The sequence below is a fragment of the Paenibacillus sp. GQ49 genome (assembly GCF_059759055.1).
In genome coordinates, this window is the sequence record NZ_JCAXEL010000023.1 from 20992 (window position 1) to 42057 (window position 21066).

Genomic DNA, 21066 nt, shown 5'->3' on the forward strand with positions numbered 1-21066 from the left:
TCCTATGTTTGGCTCAGATTATAAGCAGGCTCTCTACATGCTTCGGATGTGCGCTTAACTGATATTATGCAACTTTTGAAGCGCTTCCTCTTTGTTTTTCAAAAAGAAAACATGCTTGCCATTGTTGCACTCATAGATGAAATCTCTCAGGCTCTTGCTGTTATGTTCTTCGAAATCTCCCACAATAGCAAGCTTAACATGATAGTTCACGTATTTCTGCAAAATCTCACCTGCAAGCTTGGTTTTCAGTTCGAAGAACTCTTCCGTGATGTTCGTTTTGTCGATAATGAGTTTATCAGCATCATCGCTATACCTTACCGAAGCCATCAAATCCAGTGCATCTTGAGCATTGTTGATGACGATGCCATCACTTTCAATAATGGCGACCTTGGAATTACCTTGTTGATCAATAGTTATGTTCATTTCACTTTCTCCTCCTCCTGGAATTCGGCTTTGGGTTAAGAGATAACATATCTCAGTTACTATTTAGTTATTTAAGACGCTGATCCATGATCATGCGCGCCCCTTCTATACCGCCCTCTGCCATGCCTGCAAGCTCGCCGATTCCACAGGATTCAATGATATCATGCAGCATACTCCGGCTCACCACATCATCATCCACGATCATGATAGAAAGTGTCATCGACATCGGCCCCCTTGATTAGATTCATTTTGGGAATAGTTATAGCGAATGTTGTCCCTGTCTCTCCTTGAGGCGCCGACTCTACCTTAATTTGTCCCGCCAACGACTGAACGATATCACGTACATGGGACAGGCCAATGCCCGTCGCGGCAATGCCGACTTCATTGAACTTTGTTGTATAGCCCGGTTCGAAGATAACATCCCGTTTGGCTTCAGGTATACCTTTTCCAGTATCCATCACAACCAAATGCACGTCATCGTCCTGCTCATACACACGAATTCGGATCGTCCCTTCATGCTCAATCGCCTCTACCGCATTGGCAATCAGGTTGTTCATTACCGTTAGAAGAGGAATGTAGTACGGAGACTCACAATCATACTGTTGCTCGATGTCGATCTCGACCTGCTTATGCAGCATTTCACTATATTTTCGGTTTGCCTTACTGGCAAAGTTCAGCACTTCGGATAAGCTCATGTTAACCGCTTTTTCGTTATCATACAGCTTCAGCAGACCCGCGAGAATGCGTTGTGAATCCTTCTTCACTTCATGAATCTGCTGAGCGATGCCCAGCGTGCGCTGACTGTATTGATTCATGTCGTGCTCTCGGAGATCGCGATATAGATCATAGCTGTCTGCCGTAATGCCTTCGATCGTATTCATCGCTTTCTTGAGGTAAAATACCTCGCCATACAGACCCGAGTTCACACTTAGCATCTGCTCCATCCGCTTCTCCTGCTCTGCATGTAAGAGCCGCATCTGCCTCACCGCAATGCTGTTATATAACCCAATCACAAAGTAACTTCGCAGACCGCCTACCACAAGCAGATACAACCATTCCTTCATATAAAAGATATTGGTCCCGCTTAACATTCCACGAAGAAACAGCTCAACAAGATTAGAGGAGAAATCGATACATGTGATTAACCCGCCGAGCAGAAGAGGCTGCATCTCATGGAATCGATGCTTGAACTTGCTAAGCCCATAGGCAAAGACCACATAATACACACCTGCCCCCAGATTGTCCCGCATGCTTTCCAGTATGGACACGGTCTGTACATGATTGATGAGATCTGCTGACTGAAACAGCAAATTCGCGATGCCTGTCAGGATTCCTGTCTTCACATAAGACAAGTGTGGCATGATCATCAGCAGAAATAAAAGGATGCTAACCCCAAGCCCGATTCGGAAGTAATCTTCCCGGAACGGATTTATCTTGAATTGCGCCCCTACCGCAGTGGCAAAGGCAATGGCCGTCATCTGCACATTCTCATTTTTGACCCAATTGCGCATCGATCTCTTCACCCACTATAACAACGTTTAGCGCTCAATGCCGGAACCCGCGCTTCTAATGTTAAATATACTAACATATGAAAGAAGCATTAGAAATAATTAAAATTAGGGAATGAACACGCAAGCAAAACAAAAAGGCCGGAAGTCTTCACTTCTGCGACCTTTTCCTTATATCTCATCCGGAATATCAAATGATACCATCGTGCCCTCACCCGGCTCACTTACGATTGATAATCCCTGACCATACCGTTGCAACAATCTGCGGTTTGTATTCACAATGCCTATTCCGCCTTTTCCACCTGGCGTAGCATGTAACAGCTCTGCAACCTTCTCCGGTTCGATGCCTTTGCCATTATCCTTCACCTCAATACGGGTATAACCCTCATGACGAGTGATGGATAGACATAACGTACCGCCTACATTGCGGCTTAATAGTCCGTGTCTGACGGCATTTTCAATCAAAGGCTGAATTGATAGCGGCGGGAGAAGTAACGGAAGGTCCGGCTCTACGTTTAATACCACCGACAATCGATCTTCAAATCGTGTTTTTTCAATAAAAAGATAGGCTTCCACGAGTTCCAGCTCATATGATAATTTCACCAGTTCCCCTGTGTTGAGATAGTTGAAGCTGATCCGTAAATAGGATGAAAAAGCTTCACCCAGCTTCCGCATATGCTCTGTATCAATATCACTTAAAACCATAAGTGAATTCAGTGTATTAAACAGGAAGTGAGGCTGAATCTGAGCCTGTAAATAAGCGGCCTCCATGCGCAGGCTCTCTTTGATGGATTGATTTAGCATGGTCAATGCACGTATCCGATATTTCAGTTCCACCGCATCTACAGGCTTCGTGACATAATCATTGGCCCCCGATGCAAACCCCGTGTAGATGTCTGGCGGCTGACTTCGTGCCGTCAACAGCAGCACAGGAAGCTCAGACATCGAGAATTGTTCCCTCACCTTCTGGGTTAACTCATAGCCGGACATATTGGGCATCATCACATCTGTAATGAGCAGATCCCACTGACGTGTGCCGAGCAATTCCATCGCTTCCTGACCCGAACCTGCTGTAGTTATATCGTATGGTTCCGTCGAAAGAATGCTGACCAGCACATCCAGATTCACTGGATCATCGTCCACAGCCAGAATGGTGGCTTTCCCCTCTTTTAACAACGGAGCCATCTCTGCTGTCGCCAAGGCTTCCGCGTCCCCCATACCTGGGCGGGGTAACAGGAATCCGCTAGGTGCATCTTCCATCATCTCGGCGGCCTGTTCCCATATCAGGGGAAGTTGTGACTGAGCCTGATCGGCGGCTTCATCCGCGAGTGGCAGATCGAAGCTGAATACCGAGCCCTTTCCGAGTTCCGAGCGAACCGTAAGTGCCCCGCCGTGCAGTTCTACGAGCTCTTTGCAGATGTTCAGTCCAAGCCCGATGCCTTGTCCATCACTGATTCCATACGACCCTTGTTCATACGGAAGGAAAATGCGCATCCGTGTATCCTCATCCATGCCAATGCCTGTATCGGCCACATGAATCAGAGCATGTCCTTCACGAATTTCGGCACTTACGGATATCGTTCCTTCCTCCGTATGTTTAAGCGCGTTATGCAGCAGATTATACAAAATCTGAACGAGCCTTTCTTCATCAGCCATGACCAGTGGGAACGATTCCGTAATCTCCATATTAAGGCGGACTGGTTTTCGTTCTGCCATGAATTGCAGCATGGCGATAACGCCAGGCACAACCGACTGTATGGAAAGAGGCCCCTGACGTAACACAATGCGGTGCTCCTTCAGCCGGACTACATCCAGTAGATCACCAAGGAGATGTGACATCCGTCGACCGATCGTAATCAGCAAATCCATATCCTCCAGGCTCCGTTCATCCAACCGGCTTTTCTCTCGGGTAATCACGTTGTGAGCGATGTTAATGATCCCGTGCAGCGGGGTCCGCAGTTCATGTGATGTATTCGCCAAGAATTGATCTTTAATTTTGTCACCCTTCTGCAGTTCTGTATTCAGCTTCATATTCTCTTTGGCATTCCTGAAGTATTTCTTGAACCAATAGGCGGAGAAGCCGGTAATGGCAAAGATAATGTCAATAGGATAATAGACTGTTGTCACATCTCTGGCTGTCTCGGCCACACTCCACAACAGGTTGGATGTAATACCTCCTGCAGTAAGCAGCAGAAAAACAATATCCCGGTCCGACTGTTTCCTGAAGATCATCGTTCCGACGATATATAGGAACCAGATCAGAGATACAAGAAAGAATAGGTTAATAACGTTGTAATGGATCATGGCATATGTAATATGAATGGGCACCACCACAATCACGGCCGTATAGATCAAGGTCATGACAACATGCCACTTTAGCCATGCCTTTCGTACATGAACCACCGTTAATCTCTGGAATAACAGAAGGATACAAGCATTTTGCAGCAACAATGAGATCAATCGAATTTTAATGCCCCAGGTATAATTAATTGGAAGCCATAACATCAATATATTGTCATGACCCATCGTAACCGTGATGCCAACAGATAAAGTTAATAGGGCTCCAACCAGCAAGGAACGTTCCTGTCGATTAAATGCGTAAAGAATACAGGCATACAAGCCGTGGAGGAGCATAACCAGAAAGGTGAGCATCTGAAAACCAATGGAATACCAACGCGAAAAATCAACGGCTGCCTGTGAACCAAAGCGAACAGGTTTGCTAATTCCGCCCATATACGGGCTGTCGTAATTGGCTACACGGACCAATAGTTCAATGGAGGTTGTTCCTTCCTGATCATAGGTCGCTGTATACGAAGTACTTCGGGGTATATATGTACTGCTATCCGCGGAGACCTCACCCATCCCCCCGTCGTTGTATCCATTCATCTCAACCTCGGATGAACTTTGAATCCCTTTGAACCAAAAGGTTACCGGCGTCTGAAGCGGATCTGTCAAAATGCGCAATCGATACGTTCCGTATCCGAACGAATTCTCTTGTTCCTGACTCTGTCCAATCCTCCAGTCTCCTGGGACCTGAACACTCTTCGCACCGCCATTCCTCTTCGCAATATCTTGTTGGGTTAGTAACTCATCCGGGTAAAGTTCCCATTCCCCATTCAAGTACATGACAGGGGATTGATCCAGATCCACATCTCTCAGATCAAGCACCCCGTTAACGGCGCGATGCTCATCTACTGTGTGGAATAACTCTGACCATACCGAGCGCATGCCAATTAACACTCCAAAAATAATTAGCATGATGATCAAATATTTGTAACGGTCCCTACGTTTCGTTTGAAGTAATTTCATTAATTATCTTCTCATGACTTTGGTTAAACCGAGCTTCCAGTCCTGATACCATTCGGTAATGTCCTCACTGATCGGTATCTCCAAATCTTGCTCCATTCTGGTGGTTAAGAGACGATACTGCTCCTCCACACCGAGATCATTGTGCATTTCATCATATAACTTCATCAGCATAAAATAACTTTCTTCTTCATCCGGAAGCATATGCTGGATACGTTGTGTACTCTCGATCACTTTCTCCGCCAGCCCATGCTGCTGGTAGTACAGACTTAGTTGTCTCATATGATACAACCAAAGATAGCGTAATCTTTCCCGCTCAGGTTCAGCCCACATGTATTCATAATTGCCAAGATAGGTACCCTTATATAGATGAAGCGCTTGCTCATAGGCATGAACGGTACTTGCGTCTACGACTTTCCATTGCCTGATTTCCCGTTCCCACTGCTCACTATCCAACTGAGCCTCACCCAATTCGAGTCGATAACCTGCCTCCAGGTGTCCACTCTGAATCGTGATCATATTCATATTGCAAGTTTTCAGAGTTTGGCGGACATGATAAATCGCAGTGTAGAGTTGGTGTGCCGTCTTCTCCTCTTCCATTCCCGGCCACAGAAGCTCCAGCAGAACACTGCGATGGACGACCTGGTTCCGGTGGTGAAGCAAGTATGCAAACAGCTCCTGCGCCTTGCTTGTACGCCATTTGGCAACCTGGATATCCTTTCCTGGAAGCTTAAACTGAATCTGATTAAAACAGCAAATTAAAGGTACGTTTGTATCCTTTGACCGCTGCTCGCGTTTTACGCTCAATTTCTCTCTTACGCGGCTTACCGTCTGCTTCAATCGATCCTTTTGGATGGGCTTCATCACATAATCCAAAGCCTGTAGTTCGAAAGCATGCACCGCATATTGATCGTAACTGGTCACAAATATAATTTCGGTGCCCGGTGTTGCTGCCTGAATCTGTCTTCCCAGATCCATACCATCCATCTCCGGCATATGAATATCCAGAAATACAACATCGGGGCGGTGCTCCACAATACCCGCCACAGCCTCTGTTGGATTCATATATGTAGCAATAATTTCAATGCCGCTTACTTCTTTTTCTAGTGATTTTTGAAGGCCTATCAACGCTAGACGTTCGTCGTCAACCAATATCACTTTCACAGGAGCTTCCTCCTCGACCCTGAGGCCTTGAGATTTATTTTCACTATTATATCATAGGCATTTTAAGTATTTAGCGTTCTTGGTTATCCATTTTTAATTTTTAGCAATTTAATTGTATAATACTTAATAGAAGACAGGTTAACAAATCCGGTCTTGGAAGAGAGGAAGGTTCCATATGTCAGATGCTAATCAAAGCTTTGGGCAAGCCCTTGTCAAATCATTAGTGGGGGAACGCGGTCATATTCGCATCGCCCGTGCTCTGCCCGATATCGATGTCACACTTGCTGCTCGTACGCACGATGCCATGCCATATACGATCTATCAGTTGGTGAAGCACATGCATTATTGGCAGCAATTTATGCTCGATCACTTGGAAGGACGCAAACCACAGCTCCCTGCTAACGTGAGTGAGAGCTGGCCTGAGGAGAAGGGTCCACAGGACGAAGCCACGTGGAAGGCAGATATTCAAGCATTCTTGGATGGGGTTGATCAAGCCGTAGCCATTGCAGAAACTGCACAATTAGATGATCCACTGCTCTATTTCCCGGGTGAAACCAAGGCAGGACTTCTACGCAATATCGCATCCCATAACTCGTACCATCTGGGTGAGATTGTTCTGCTGCGTCGCTTCTACGGCGCATGGCCACCTCCAGGTGGCGGGTTCCCGGCCTAAACCATATTTACAACAGATCTATTGGACGAATATACAGACACATCTAAGCTGTGAAAGGACGATTGTCCCTTTTACAGCTTCTTGTGGTTATAGGCAAGTAATATCCATTGAAGTGCAGATTTTAACGCTCATATCCTCTACCAGGCTCATATATTACTTCAAAGTACGTATATGACTTTGAGGTGCGTACTTCTCATCCCTCTTTTTCTGACCCACAATAGGAACAGAAGAAGAGAGGAGCATGTCCATTGAAAGCCGAACAATCCGTTACCCGTCACACCGCACTTGTCATTGGTGCTGGAGGCGTCATTGGAAGAAACCTTATCGATTATCTGATGACACTTCCGCAATGGAATATCATTGGTGTATCTCGCCGCGGAGGGGAAGATGCTCCTGGGTTACGTTATATATCAGCTGATTTACTGAACGAAGCAGACACACAAGACAAACTGAGTCATTTAACGACCGTTACGCATATTTTCTACGCCGCGTATCAGGATCGCCCAACTTGGGCCGAGTTGGTACAGCCCAACCTGGCCATGCTCGTCAATGTGGTGAATACCATCGAACCGATCGCTCCAAATCTCCAACATATAAGCCTAATGCAAGGATATAAAGTGTACGGTGCACATCTGGGGCCATTCAAAACACCTGCCAAAGAAACGGATGCATATCATATGCCTCCTGAATTCAATGTCGATCAGCAACAGTTTCTCGAGGATCGGCAACCCGGAAGCAGCTGGGCCTGGTCAGCCCTGCGCCCTTCCGTGGTATGTGGATTCGCTCTGGGTAATCCAATGAACCTTGCCATGGTTATTGGCTTGTATGCGTCTATCTCCAAGGAGCTTAACTTGCCATTACGATTCCCCGGGAAAGCAGGAGCGTATCATTCGCTTCTTGAAATGACTGATGCAACATTGCTGGCTCATGCAACCGTATGGGCAGCAACCGAACCTCGCTGTGCCAATCAGGCATTTAATATCACTAATGGTGATCTGTTTCGCTGGAATGAACTATGGCCCAAAATCGCTGCATTTTTCGAATTGGAAACCGCACCTCCACTGCCCCTTTCACTTGCAACAGTGATGGCAGATAAGGAGAATCTTTGGAATTCCATGATTGAAAAGTATGGTTTGGTAAACACCCCTTATGATGATGTCTCTTCCTGGGCATTTGGTGACTTTGTCTTCTCGTGGGATTACGATTTCTTCGCAGATGGTTCCAAAGCTCGCCGCTTCGGATTCCATGATTTCATTGACACTGAGACTATGTTTATGGATATCTTCAGAAATCTGCGTGATCGCAAGATCCTTCCGTAAAGTAGATAAAATGCATAATAAGCCGATTCCTGAATTGCAGAATCGGCTTATACAAGTCCTCAACGGTCAGTAGTAGTTGGCGGCTTAAACAGAATTTTTCCTCGATCACCATAAACATTCTCCACGTGTATATCGCCCCACCTACACATCAGATGAAGAATCTCTTTAAGACTCCAGCCATACGCTGTTAACTCATATTCCACTTTAGGTGGGACCTGATGATGGGAAATACGGACAATAACCCCCGCCTCCGTTAGTTCACCAAGTTGCTGAGTCAACACTTTCTGAGTGATCGCAGGGATTAGTTTCATCAGCTCACCATTACGTTTCTTGCCAAAGGTAAGATGGAATAGAATAACAGGCTTCCACTTTCCCCCGATTACTTCAAGAAAAGCTTCCACTGCGGTGTTATATACTTTGAGCGGTTCCTCCATATCACCTTCTGTCTCCCTTCCACACAACAGTTTATAGAATCTCTGTCGATTTACTAGACTTCTGGAGTCATCAGCCCTTGGATAAACGTCTCAAAGTTCGGTGCCAGCGGAATGATCTCTTTGGGGTGCTCCCTCTTCACATAAACGACCTCAGGTTCTCCGTCATTACCGAATGAACGATAATCGAGCATGACAACCCCTGACTCCGAAGGAGATACCGCGATGACCACACCAATCTCCGGATAACCTTCACGTTCAATCAAAGTCCAGCTGCCTTGTGCACCAGCTAACGTGCGAGGCTTCTCACGGCCAATGCCCAATATACCTTCAATTTCAACATAATCCGTAGTTCCCGTATCTGTATTCGCTACAGGGAAATAACGATTGTACGGAATGCCACCGTTATGTAGCTTCATCATCTCAATGTAGGAGGCAGGGAGGCGGAACACCAATTGCTCCTCCACAGACTCAATGAGACCATCACTCGGCGGATTGGACACATAGTGCTCCAGTGCCTGCTCACTATCGTTCCAAAATTCCCCGGGTTCCGGTCTGGGAACCTCTTCAAAGGTCGCTACAACGTCAACGGGTACACGGAATTCTTCAACAGTCTCTGGATCCGTTTCAACTTCAGGTTCAGACGACTCCTCCATTTTGCTTCGAATCCACCCCAGAAACTCCAGCGTATCTTCATCATCAGGCTCTAATTGATCCGCTCTTTCGAATGCTTGCAGCGCATGTGCATATTGCTCCAGATAATAATAAGCCAGTCCAATCCGATAATGCCAGAGTGGGTCACCTGTGCCCTCTTTAGCAACCGTCAGGAATTGTTCGACTGCCTCTTCGTATCGTTCCAGGTTATTCAGCGCTCGTCCCAGATGGTTAACCAGCTCATAATCTCTTTCTTCCACAGGAATGGCTTGAATTGCATCTACAATTTCCTGAAATTCATCTTCTTCATGCCATTCTTGCAATTGAACCAACAGATCGTCTCTCATTCCTTTGGCCTCCCCGTTCATTCTCTCATCATTACGTATTGAAAATTATACCACTATCCGGATCACCATCTCCAGCAAAGCAAGATCCTTAGGGATATCATCAATCGATATCTTTTCATTTCGGATGACAAAGCTAAAAGAGGTAACCTGAACCCGGTTAAGAAAACCAGGCAGGCTACCTCCTTATATTCCTTCCACTACATTGCATTCTTCAATCAATTCAGCAACTCAACACAATCGTAGACCCAACCTGCACTTAACCAGTTACCCAAGTCACTGGAACCGCTGATCGGCGTAATCGTGATGGTATTGGAACCATTCACGAAGTAGGATGCTGGAACATTCCAGCTAAAGGTTGTGTTGTTCCCACGATACGTACCAATGGTGAAGCTGCGAGATTTGGGCTGTGAAGATGCAGCAGGATTGGTTAAAGCATGTCCATTAACCGTTACACTAGGTCTGCCATTATTGTAGGCAGCGGTAATCCCGATGTTGAGCGTATGAGAAGATGCCGCTTGAGATGCATTCAAATTAAACGTTATTGTGGTTGGAGAATTCTGACCACGGAACTGGATTGCCGGGAATCGATTGGTCGCGCTACCGGTAGCATAGGTGACAGGTCCCCAGCTTGGGTTGCGACTATCGGATGGGTGACGAATCGGAATCGTCTGTCCATTCAGGAGCTCCCGTGGTGTACCATCCCAGTTGCCGATTCGCCAGATGTTAGAGGCTTTACTTGGATCATTGTTGATCGTACGTGTATTCAGTGTCGTCGTTTGTCCTGCCGTGACATTAACCGTTTCCGTATATACGGCCAGTTCTCCCTTATAAGCTGTCATAGTGTACGTGCCCGGGATCATGCTGTATTTGGCGGCCGCCCCACTTGAAGACGTCCCCACCCAATACTGGGCATTGCTATTGGCGAACCCAATTGTGTAAGCATACCCTGTATCCATCCCGGAGAGACCATTAAGTACCACGTTCCCCCGACTGGATACCCAACCCTGCAGATTCAGACCAGACATCCAGCTGAAGTCGGGTACACTTGGCGTACCTCCGGTTGTAAAGATCAAAGCATACGGCCCGTGCAGACCCAGGCGCCAATTCTCCGTCTGTTCATGTCCCGAGTTCATATAGTTATATACTTCCGTCTCTGTTCCACTTTGGAACTGGATATCACGGAAGAATGGACCACCAGAGCTTTTCTCCCGATTGCCGTAGGCCATAAATACACCGACACCATTACCCGTAACTCCACGAACCGATAAGTCTTTGGCCTGATCATTACCATAATATTTGGAGGCCGACTGTCCATTTGCAAACCCGAACACATCCTGACTCTCGATTGCTCCTGTGTTACCTCGATTATTGGAATTCGCCGGAACACCTGTCAACACACTACCATTACCGCGGAAAATGTATCGCAGCTCCCCGATCGAAGGTTGAGCCGTGATATGCGTTGCCATGTATATGATATTTTCGCCACCACGCGAAGCATAATAGTGAGTCAGTGTACTTGTCGATACCGTGATTAACACGGTTGATCCTGAAGGAGAGGTATTCCACGTCACATTGGCCGAGGAGCCCAAACCTGAGCCGATATGCGACCCTCTGTTGCTGTTCAGCTCCGTACCGTTCATTTTGGCTGAGATAATATCCCCATTGGTTTTGTTCACCACATAGACTAACCCTGAACCAGTGTTTACTTCAATTCTGGAGCCGTTATCCGTAACATTAATGGTTGCTGCGTGTCCGGTAGATGCAGGGTATACAGCGGCTGTTGCGATCATAACGATGATTAAAAACAAACCAAGCGACTTTCTCACTATACTTTTGGTCATGAGTAAATCCCTCCTTGGATTCCATTTAATAAAGCGCTTACATTATAATGTATAATAACTGACACTTCCGTCTCGTATCGATATGTCTGCTATGCGGGCATGTCCATAATCACTGAAATGTTATGTCTGCGTTCGTATAAAATAAAATCATCACTTCATGTAAACTTAATTTCTCTCCACCCCCTTTTTAAATCACTCTTCAAACTACAAGTATTCTTACAATTCCAATAAAATAATACCATTATATTACATATACTTGCAATGAAAACGACTCGTATATCTGATAGCAATTTCTGAAAATAAAAAACGCAGCTTCAAAAAGCTGCGCCCGCAGATACCAAGCTAGAGACAGTATCATCTCTTCCGAATAGGTATCCAAATCTCACTTCTATATTGCTCTACAGTAACATCCTTGTGCTCATTCCATAACATTTCCGGACCCTCACTCAGCTCATAGTCCGATGAAGGAAACCACTCTGCGTAGATCCGGCCCCACACTTCCTGAAGCGTGCTTGGAAACGGACCCACGACAGTAAATACAGCCCACGTCGAAGCAGGAACCTCGAGCTGTTCCAGTCCTTCAGGCACTTCTTTTGTCGTAGCAGCGCCAATGTAATGATCCAGTTCTCCTTGTTCTGCCATCCGCCCCTCACTGAAATGGGCTGAAGCACTGATTAAGCCCAGAGGCTGGACGTTCGATGCCCCCTTGATCGTATCAATCAATTCCGGTGTAAGACTCTGGTACATCGCAGCGATCTCCGGATTAACCCCGTTGAATACGATTGGCACCCTTTTACGAATACCCACGATTCGAAACGCCTCTTTATCTTCAATGCGGTAGTTCATTTCGCTTCCTCCTTGAATGGTCAGTTGAAATGTCATCCGTGGGAAGGCTTTAAGAGATGGACCATGGTTTCGCGCTTCGGAGGGCGTAGTGCCATGCATGCTTTGAAAAGCACGAGAGAAAGAATCCGGCGATGTATACCCGTATTTCAACGCAATATCAATGATTTTGCTGTCACTGTGGCTTAACTCCATAGCTGCAAGTGTCAAGCGGCGACGTCGAATATATTCCGAGAGCGTTACACCACTAAGAAAAGAGAACATGCGTGTAAAATGATACTCCGAGCAGCAGGCAATCCGGGAAATCTCCTTCATGTCCACGACATCCATCAGATGCTCCTCAATATAATTCAAGGCTTCATTTAACCGCCTCAGCGTATCCATATCATCCCTCCCACGTTAATTTAAGCTTAGCAAAGTCATTCTATTTGCATCCGACATTACCTGCACCATTCTGTAGGCTCTTTGCATCCAAACCAGAAAAAAGAGCAGCATCAGCTACTCTTTTCTAACCTTGATATTCACATAACACCAGTAGTCAAGTCAAACAGGTCAAACCAGATACTCCGCCATAATCTGCTCGATATCGTACGGCGTAATACCTTGATTCACCGAATAGATTGTATCCGCCTGATCCATTGTATCCACCAGTTCTCCTCTAGCTTTGGCATGGAGCATGAACAAGTCATGCAGATCGGGTTTGCGTAAATTTGTTAGTGCTTTACCCATCAGGACCATGCCTTTTTGATTGCCTTCCACGTTGTTGTAGTAATCGGGATGGCTTGTCAGCGCCAGGTCTGTCCAGATGACGGTACGTTCGACCAGGTCCATAATGACAGGGATCGCAATCTGCGTATCAGCAGTAATATCGATTTTGTTCGCTACGGTGGACGGTTCGAAAATCTCGCCAGAACCTGGTTTCTTCCGCATCATCCACCCTACAAAACATTCCGGCAGATCACAATACGGATGACTGGTGAACGAAAGCAGGGTTGCCACCACATATCGTCCACCATAGGCCACGATGGATGGAATATGCAGATCAATGAACTCACTTGCTCCGTTAGGTGCTGTCACGATATCTCCGCTATGAACAGCCTTATAGTTAGAGGATCGCAGATTCGTATAGGAAATATGCTCCACATAGTTCCAGTCCTTATCGTACATCACCGCAGACAAGTCAATGTCCACGCGCCCTGTAGACTTTCCATCCACGTCCCCCTCTTTCCACCAGTTGAAGAATCGAATGGTATCACCCTCTGCCATCGGCACACGGCTTCCACGAACGATGGTACGTAGAGCCTTGCTTGCCGATCTCTGAGAAAAGGGTACCAGATAATCATGAAGCTGTGGATCGACATAGGTCTTTCCAAGCGTGGGAAGGACAGCGAAGCGCTCTACCAGCGCCCGTTCGCATAACTGCACGACCTCCTGACACGTAGCTTCATCGATGTCTGGCAGCTCATTCGGAACAGCAAAAGCTTTGGCTACATTGCCTTTTGGGAAGAAAACACGCAGATCCTGCGGTTCATTACGCTGTGTAAAATGCTGTCTCACTTGCAACAAGACCGGGGTAGATACCTGCTCCAAAACCTCACCAAATGCCAGCAGTACATACGCTTCATCTTCGGTCATCCGCAGCAAGTGATCCAGTCTTCTCGCAAATTCACCTGGACGCTGTGACAACAGATCAATCAGACTCCAGACATTCCGATATTGGAAGGCAAGTTCCACACTTCCGTTGAAGGTCGAATACGGCTTATTATTACGCAAAATAGCAAAGGCTTCTTCACATCGTGGATACCGAAGCTTATATTCCGAAGGATGCAGAATTTCACCGAGGCGAATCCAGCGATTTTTATATCGCAGCATATCCTCCGTGATGGAGCCACATTGCTCCAGCAATCCGAGCAAAAGGCGTCTTTCACGGCGTTTGAATTTCCGAAAGGGAGAAGCCGTTGCGAGGCTGACATCACCATCGGACCAAGCAACAGCTAGACGGAGGACATCACTCGCCGTTTTGAAATACGGACTGATCCGGTCGATGTTCGCTTTTTCATGCTTCAACAGCGAGGCAACCACAAAGCCCACATTTTCTTTGAACGGAATCTCAGCGGGTAATAGCGCATCCACGTCTTCCGGGTCTGCATGCTCCAATACCGTGTCGATATCGGCCTTGTCAGTTTCCGAGATGGAACCTTTTGCTTCAATGATCTGACGGATGAGTGTCTGGAATGCTTGCTGGTTTCCCAAACCAATGACTTTCAAGTCCGTCTTCTCCAGCAAAGGCATTCTCTCCACACATTGTTGATCGGGACAGACCACATTCAGGTTGGTCAGATAATGAATAATTGCATTAAGGTATAACTCCGCTTCATCCGCATGCATCACCTGCATCGGGAATCCTGCATACATCGGTTTGTATTTCACATGTGCGCCGACCATAACTCTCAGATCAGCCTCCAGTTGAATATATACTGCTTCAAATTGTTCCTTGGACAGCTGCCGCATCGCCTGCATTAGCTCATCCGAGAAGGTGTATCCGAGTGCTTCAATATTTTTGAGGGCAGTCGCCAGATGTGTCTTCGGCAACTGTTGTTCCCCTTCGTTTGATTCGATAATGAGTTTGTTCGCTCTGCGCAAATAGATCGTATTGTTCATGATAAAAGAGTCCAGGAAAGCCACATCCCTATATAACGTGAAAGGTTAGGGTTAGAAGGAAGGAATATGATAGCCTGGACGCCTCCTCTCTGAAATAAAATCTTCAGGAGAGCTGCGACCCTATGATCTCCAATGATTGTAGAAGGAAGGATCGCAATAGCCTGAAGGCCAGAGGTTCGAAGTTTGTCACCCGAACCTCTGGTGAACCCATCATCTCAGATTCCACGATCTTCCAACAGGGCGAAAGTATTACGACGTGAATTTAAGAGTTTAATGAAAATAAAAAAAAGCCTTTGCTGACCCCCAATGTCAGCAAAGGCTTTTCATTTTAGATTGTGTTTATTGATCAATCAAGTTTGTTACTTTCAACATTCTTGCAATCAATGCAGTGACCTCAGCACGAGTCATCGTTGTCTTCGGACTCAGAACCTCTGGCCCGTTACCTTGGATGATTCCGGCTGCAATCAACTGGGCTACATCTTCTTTGGCCCAATTCGATACATCGGCTGCATCACTGTAACGTTCCAGTTCAGAGTTCATCTGATCCGGGCTAATTGCCGCTTCCGGCTCAATCAGACGGTAGGCACGAGCAACCATAGCAAATCCTTGCTCACGTGTGATCTCCTGATTACCGTTGAAGTTCCCATTATCGTAACCGCGAACGATACCGAATTCATTCGCAAGGGCTACCGCGGAGCGGAACCATGCGGAATCGTTAACGTCAGGGAATAGATTCTGTGGTGCATCCTGACGCATCAAGCCCAGTCCAAGCACAACAATCTCGGCAAACTCGGAACGGGTAACGTGACGGTTCGGTGAGATTGTGTTATCTCCGTTACCTTGCAAATCTAATCTTGCAGCGATGTTGTTCACATCCGTTTTGCCCCAATGGGATCTGGCATCTTCAAAATCCTGTGGATTCCAGATAACCGAGTAGCTTCCGCTGCTACGCAAGTCATTAATGAGTGCATAGTAACGACTATCAATCTTAGTGACAACCGTTGGTACATGGAAAATGCTACCGTCCGGATTAATGATTACGCCTGTGGTAATCCGGTTCGGGTCGATACCTTCCGGAAGTGCAATATACTTCGGTGCATAACCGTTCAGCTGGCCGGATCGCACGGTCTGTCCATCTTTCGTAAACGTCAGATCCAGATCAACCGGTGTGACAAGTAACTCGTATCCTTGGGATGCGGCTCTTGTCTCGGCGCTGTCAATCAAAGCATCCGAGGAACGTGCGATATCAACATGGACATCAATATCATTCAACGCTGCATTACCAAGCTGTCTGGACACACCATTCACGTCCATTTTACCGCCAGGTACCGGATAGATCGCCAGCGGATTGCTAATGTTTAGTTTGGAACCTTGATCCACCAATTGTTTCAGTGTTTCGAGGGTTAAACCGTCCACCTTCATATCCCCATCATTTGGTGAATGAATGGCGAACTGCTGGCCTGTGCCTTGTGACATGGCAACATTCAGCTTGGCTGGATCAACTTGAACCAATGTTTCTTTGTTGTCAGATGGTTTCGATGTAGCAAATGGTTGATGGCTACCATCCCGAGTTGTTTCCAGATTATCCTTCACGGGTGCCGAAGTTGGTGTTGGTACTGGCGCAGGGGCAGGTGTGCTTCCACCGTTACCTCCCGTATTTCCACCGCCATTGTTCCCGCCACCGTTATTGCCTCCACCATTGTTACCATTGTCACTGGATGCTCTGGTGATAACCGTAGTGTACTCCGTCTGCAAGCCATTCGTATCTGTAACTCTAATGACAATTGTGTTTGAACCTACCTTAAGTGCAAGATCATCACTACTATTGCCACTCTCCACTTCCTTCCAGATTCCATCATGCAAAATCTCAATTTTGTCTGCAGAATCAGGAGCAGTCGGGTAAATACGTAGATTGTACACATCATTGGTTACCGTTGCTGCGTAGTTGAATTGGTTTGGATCAAATGCTTGGTTCAACGCAATATTTTTCCCAAATGAATCGGTCAGACTGAGCTGTGTCAGTGCTTCTTTTACAATAGTAAATGTTTTCGTTTTTGTAACGGAACGTCCTCCGTCCACTGCTGTTACCTCAACGGTATAAGTGCCGGGTGCCAGATCTTCATCCAGATGATAGGACCAGTTTGGGTCCCCAGCATTCCAGATCAAACTTCCTGCAACATCAACTACATTTCCATCCGCATCTTTCAACACTGCACTCAGCGTATCTGTATCCGTATGGACCGTACCCGAAACCGCTGGCTTCTTATCTGAAGTACTCCCTGCTGGTTCAGTAATCTTCAACGCGCTCGCGAATGGGTCTTCCAAATCGAATTGGAAATCATGAACCAATGTCCCTTCTGCTCCCTCGCCTTTTAGATAGCCAGATGTTCCATTGTAAGCAACGTTAACCTTCTCATCACTTGATAATTTAACCGATTCGGGCAAGGTCAAAATCAATTTTGTAGGATCAGATCTATCGATGACAGCTCCGACAACTTCTACGGTTTGCCCACCTACCGTAACTGTAAATGCACTACTTAGATCCACTTCAGAAACTACTTCGATACTTTTATTAAAATGAATGGATATCGTGCTTTCGCCCTCGATGAAGCTGCCGCTGTCCGCTTTGGGTTGATTCTTGACCAATCCATCGATTGCGTTATCCAATACACTTAACAGGTCATTTACCTGAGTCTGTGTTACCAAAGGATTGCTCAAAAGTGTCTGTGCCTCTTGGACTTTGGTTTGCAATGCATTCCATGAATCAGTCGTGTAATCACCATTCGATAAAGCTAAGGCTTCTTTCACTTTTTTCGCTAATGGCATTGTATTGACTGCATGAATAGCCTGATCGAATTCATCAACCTTGAGTCCGGTTAACGCGTCTCTCAACGTGCCACTACCGTCATAGTTAATTGTAATTTCTTCTCCCGATTCAAGCTGAGCTTCCGTCAGAGGGATGGAAATCGTAGATCCATTAGCTATAAATTGACTCAGATCATCATACACGGTACCTCCAATTGTGACGGTGAAGCCCTTCAAATCATCCGATTTCACGTCACGATTGAAGGTTAGATTCAAAGTTCCATCGTCATTGACTTGCGATGTTAGCAAGTGAGCATCTTTAGGTTCCGGATAAGCAGCTGCAAACGTGAAGTAAGAACCGTCCACAAAGTTGGAACTGTTTAATGTAACCTTTCCATCCGTTACTGGATAAAAGGTATCATTGTTGTCAAAAGAGTCATCTTGGCTAAGAATGATGTAGCTTGGTTTTAAGCCTTCAGCATCATCCACTTGAAGTGTGATATCTTGATCATTCCAGTTTGTTTTGTCCACCTGATACGAACGATCCATGATCTTTACACGAAAGCCATCTTTCACGATGGGTGCACTTACATAAGATACGGTATCGTTCGCGCTCTTGTCTGCAAACATAAAGAAGGAGTTGTTATCCATCGTATTCTCATTGTCGACATTATCTGAATGAATCGTATCTCCAAGAACAATGGATACATTTGAGCCGACTCCTTGTGACTTGGATTGTTTCTGGTTCTGGGCACCTAAGTCATCACGGCCAATCCCGGTAATGCGATTCTTGTAATCAGCTTGGTTCGACGAATTCCAGAAAACAGTACCTTCTTCTCCGTTCCAATCACTGGCAACATAGTTGTCTGCCAGAGTGATTCCGTATTTTAACCCCAAGTAACTGTACACTTTAGCTCTTTCAACGTCCTGTAACTCGCGATTATATAATATCGTTTCCGATATTAGTCCATTAAACCTTCGATTATGCCCTGCTCCGAAGTAGTAACCCGTAGCACTCGAGGCACTATTAAAGTTCGCTGTTCCTGCAGTTGTTTTATCGATTAACTTCGTATGATTTAAATACATCCCAAAGTAATTCTCAGTGCGAAGTACATTGAAAATATCTGCTTGCCCTAACTGATACGGGTTACCTGCATTATCTCGAATCAATTCGTCGTTCCCTGCATTGCCAAATGAAGATCTGATTACACTTGTACTGTACGTGTCGGTGCTTCCTTGGCCGCCAAAATGCCATGGGAAACCATTCGCAGCAGCTCCTTGAATGGAAAATGCCTCACGAGCGACATCCGTTGTATGGAAAGGCTCCCTGATATAGTATCCTTTGTTACCATCAATTAATATACCGCTGTTAAAGTTAATGGCACCTGTAACTAAGGTATTAGGATTTACGATACTCCATACATTATCATGTTCTACATTGGGATCCAGATCTACCAGATCGGTCAAAGAAGTGATTTTACTGCCGTCAGCTGCCAGTTTCATACTCTTTTCAACATCAACCCACGAAATGAGTCCATCGCTTACACCACCTGGATAAACTGCCTCCGTAACACTGATATTCGTGGAAATCGGACCCGCATCTGCATGTGCTTGCTTCGTTGGTGTTATGCCGGGTAATGGTAGAATACTTGCAACCATCAGGAGGGAAAGTGCCTTTGACCATCCCCGCATCATTTTGCTGCCTTGCGTTTTCTTAACGTCCTTCAACTCTTTTCACACCTTTCGTTCTATTGATTTCACAAATAAACCATTTTTCTCATATGCCCATTAGGGACATCCGGTTTATTAGATGTGTTATTTCGATATACATCACCGTTCATTCTACTACCCTATCTCTTACCAAACTCTTACCAAACCCAACGAGGTCTCAGAACAAAAAAAATAGCCTCGCAAATGAAGCTGCAAGGCTGTATATTTCCAATTAACTATTTGATTGTTTCCATTGCTGGTACCACAACTCAACTTCCAAGCCAGGACGTATGCCCGCCTCTTGTTCTAACGTAGTGACCAACTGATTATATTGTGCGATTACAGGATCTTTATTGCCTAATCGATCATAGGTCTTCATTAAGGCCAATCCGACTTGCTCCAATGATGGCTCGAACTGCTGTACCCGGTGATATAACGTGAGTGCTTCCGTATTCTGTCCCATTTCAATATAGTATTGTGCAAGTTGCATGGCATGATTACGCCAGAGTGCATGCAAGCGCTGACGCTCCAGCTCAGCCCATATGTAATCGTCCTCACCATAATATTTGCCTTCATATTGATCTGAGGTCTGTCGATGTTCAGCTATTGTAGACGAAGATAATAGAGGCAATCGGTTAAGACGACTCTCCCATTCTTCCACATCAACCCTGAATTCACCCGTTTCCAATAGATAACCAAACTGTTGATAGCGAATGGACATCTTATCCTCACCCATGAGTTCGTTCATCATGCTGCGTAAGCGATGGATACCACTGTGCAGATTGGATATACCTCTCCGCTCATCCAACTCTGGCCACAACAGTTCAAGTAACGTATCCCGCTTAATCGGCTTGTTCCGATAGTGAAGCAAATAGGCGAATAACTCTCTAATTTTGGTTGTTCTGAACTTCATATGTTTTGGCGGCTCATTTGGGTGCACTTGGACTTGGAGCATTCCCAGACAACGGATCAACATGGATGGCCCTTCTGTTATATTCAGACTTGCTGACACCGTTCGGCGTTGATACATCTTCATCGTTTTTTCCAAACGGTCACGCGTTACAGGCTTCATAATATAATCCAGCACTTCAAGCCCATAGGCCGTCAGTGCATGTTCGTTATATGCGGTTGTGAAAATAACTTCTGTTCCAGGAGAAACCTCATGGATACGTTCGGTCGCTTCGATCCCGTTCATCCCCGGCATCTGAACGTCCATGAAGACGATTTCCGGCAGATGAATTTCGATCTGATCTATGGCTTCCTGTGCCGTCAGAAAAGAGCCGATAACTTCGCAATCCTCTCTCTCTTGCAACAGTTTGTTCAACCTGCTCAGAGCGAGATATTCATCATCTACCAAAATCACTCTCATATGCACAACTCC

At 46.0% G+C, this 21066-nt stretch carries 14 protein-coding genes; 2 read left to right on the plus strand and 12 right to left on the minus strand.

Translation table 11 applies throughout. From position 1 onward, the window contains the following. Nucleotides 1-54: 54 nt before the first annotated feature. The 5 genes from AC6CIF_RS27230 to AC6CIF_RS27250 all read right to left on the minus strand — a co-directional run bounded on the left by AC6CIF_RS27230 (nt 55) and on the right by AC6CIF_RS27250 (nt 6401). Nucleotides 55-423: a DUF4180 domain-containing protein gene (locus AC6CIF_RS27230; protein WP_498202259.1), complete on the minus strand. Its 369-nt coding sequence runs from the start codon at nt 421-423 to the stop codon at nt 55-57. Nucleotides 424-490: 67 nt separating this feature from the next. Beyond that, nucleotides 491-643 carry a response regulator gene (locus tag AC6CIF_RS27235; protein WP_498202260.1) on the minus strand — a complete coding sequence of 51 codons (153 nt, stop codon included), beginning with the start codon at nt 641-643 and terminating at the stop codon, nt 491-493. Further along, complete coding sequence (locus AC6CIF_RS27240) at nt 615-1934, minus strand: sensor histidine kinase (protein WP_498202261.1); 1320 nt, start codon at nt 1932-1934, stop codon at nt 615-617. The genes AC6CIF_RS27235 and AC6CIF_RS27240 overlap by 29 nt, the downstream gene beginning before the upstream one ends. A gap of 168 nt (nt 1935-2102) precedes the next feature. Continuing rightward, nucleotides 2103-5240: a hybrid sensor histidine kinase/response regulator gene (locus AC6CIF_RS27245; RefSeq protein ID WP_498202262.1), complete on the minus strand. Its 3138-nt coding sequence runs from the start codon at nt 5238-5240 to the stop codon at nt 2103-2105. Between the two features lie 3 nt (nt 5241-5243). Beyond that, nucleotides 5244-6401 (minus strand): response regulator, encoded by a 1158-nt coding sequence (locus AC6CIF_RS27250; protein WP_498202263.1) that lies wholly within the window; start codon nt 6399-6401, stop codon nt 5244-5246. A gap of 175 nt (nt 6402-6576) precedes the next feature. Here AC6CIF_RS27250 and AC6CIF_RS27255 point away from each other — a divergent pair, with 175 nt between their 5' ends. Continuing rightward, entirely contained in the window at nt 6577-7074 is a 498-nt protein-coding gene (locus AC6CIF_RS27255) for a DinB family protein (RefSeq protein WP_498202264.1), read from the plus strand. A gap of 248 nt (nt 7075-7322) precedes the next feature. Next, nucleotides 7323-8393, plus strand: coding sequence for an SDR family oxidoreductase (locus tag AC6CIF_RS27260; protein WP_498202265.1), 1071 nt, complete (start codon nt 7323-7325; stop codon nt 8391-8393). A gap of 59 nt (nt 8394-8452) precedes the next feature. On the opposite strand, the gene AC6CIF_RS27265 is transcribed toward AC6CIF_RS27260, so the two are convergent. From AC6CIF_RS27265 to AC6CIF_RS27295, 7 genes are all read right to left on the minus strand, one after another. After that, nucleotides 8453-8827, minus strand: a complete 375-nt coding sequence (locus tag AC6CIF_RS27265) for a winged helix-turn-helix transcriptional regulator (RefSeq protein ID WP_047840975.1) — start codon at nt 8825-8827, stop codon at nt 8453-8455. Nucleotides 8828-8880: 53 nt separating this feature from the next. Next, nucleotides 8881-9825: an SMI1/KNR4 family protein gene (locus AC6CIF_RS27270; protein WP_498202266.1), complete on the minus strand. Its 945-nt coding sequence runs from the start codon at nt 9823-9825 to the stop codon at nt 8881-8883. 215 nt (nt 9826-10040) lie between these two features. After that, nucleotides 10041-11666, minus strand: coding sequence for a rhamnogalacturonan lyase B N-terminal domain-containing protein (locus AC6CIF_RS27275; RefSeq protein WP_498202267.1), 1626 nt, complete (start codon nt 11664-11666; stop codon nt 10041-10043). A gap of 354 nt (nt 11667-12020) precedes the next feature. Beyond that, nucleotides 12021-12893, minus strand: a complete 873-nt coding sequence (locus AC6CIF_RS27280) for an AraC family transcriptional regulator (protein WP_498202268.1) — start codon at nt 12891-12893, stop codon at nt 12021-12023. A gap of 168 nt (nt 12894-13061) precedes the next feature. Then, a complete protein-coding gene (locus AC6CIF_RS27285; protein WP_498202269.1) occupies nt 13062-15170 on the minus strand; it encodes a TerD family protein in 2109 nt (702 codons plus the stop codon). 339 nt (nt 15171-15509) lie between these two features. Beyond that, nucleotides 15510-19703, minus strand: coding sequence for a DUF8202 domain-containing protein (locus AC6CIF_RS27290; protein ID WP_498202270.1), 4194 nt, complete (start codon nt 19701-19703; stop codon nt 15510-15512). Between the two features lie 214 nt (nt 19704-19917). After that, nucleotides 19918-21054 carry a response regulator gene (locus AC6CIF_RS27295; RefSeq protein ID WP_498202271.1) on the minus strand — a complete coding sequence of 379 codons (1137 nt, stop codon included), beginning with the start codon at nt 21052-21054 and terminating at the stop codon, nt 19918-19920. Nucleotides 21055-21066: the final 12 nt, after the last annotated feature.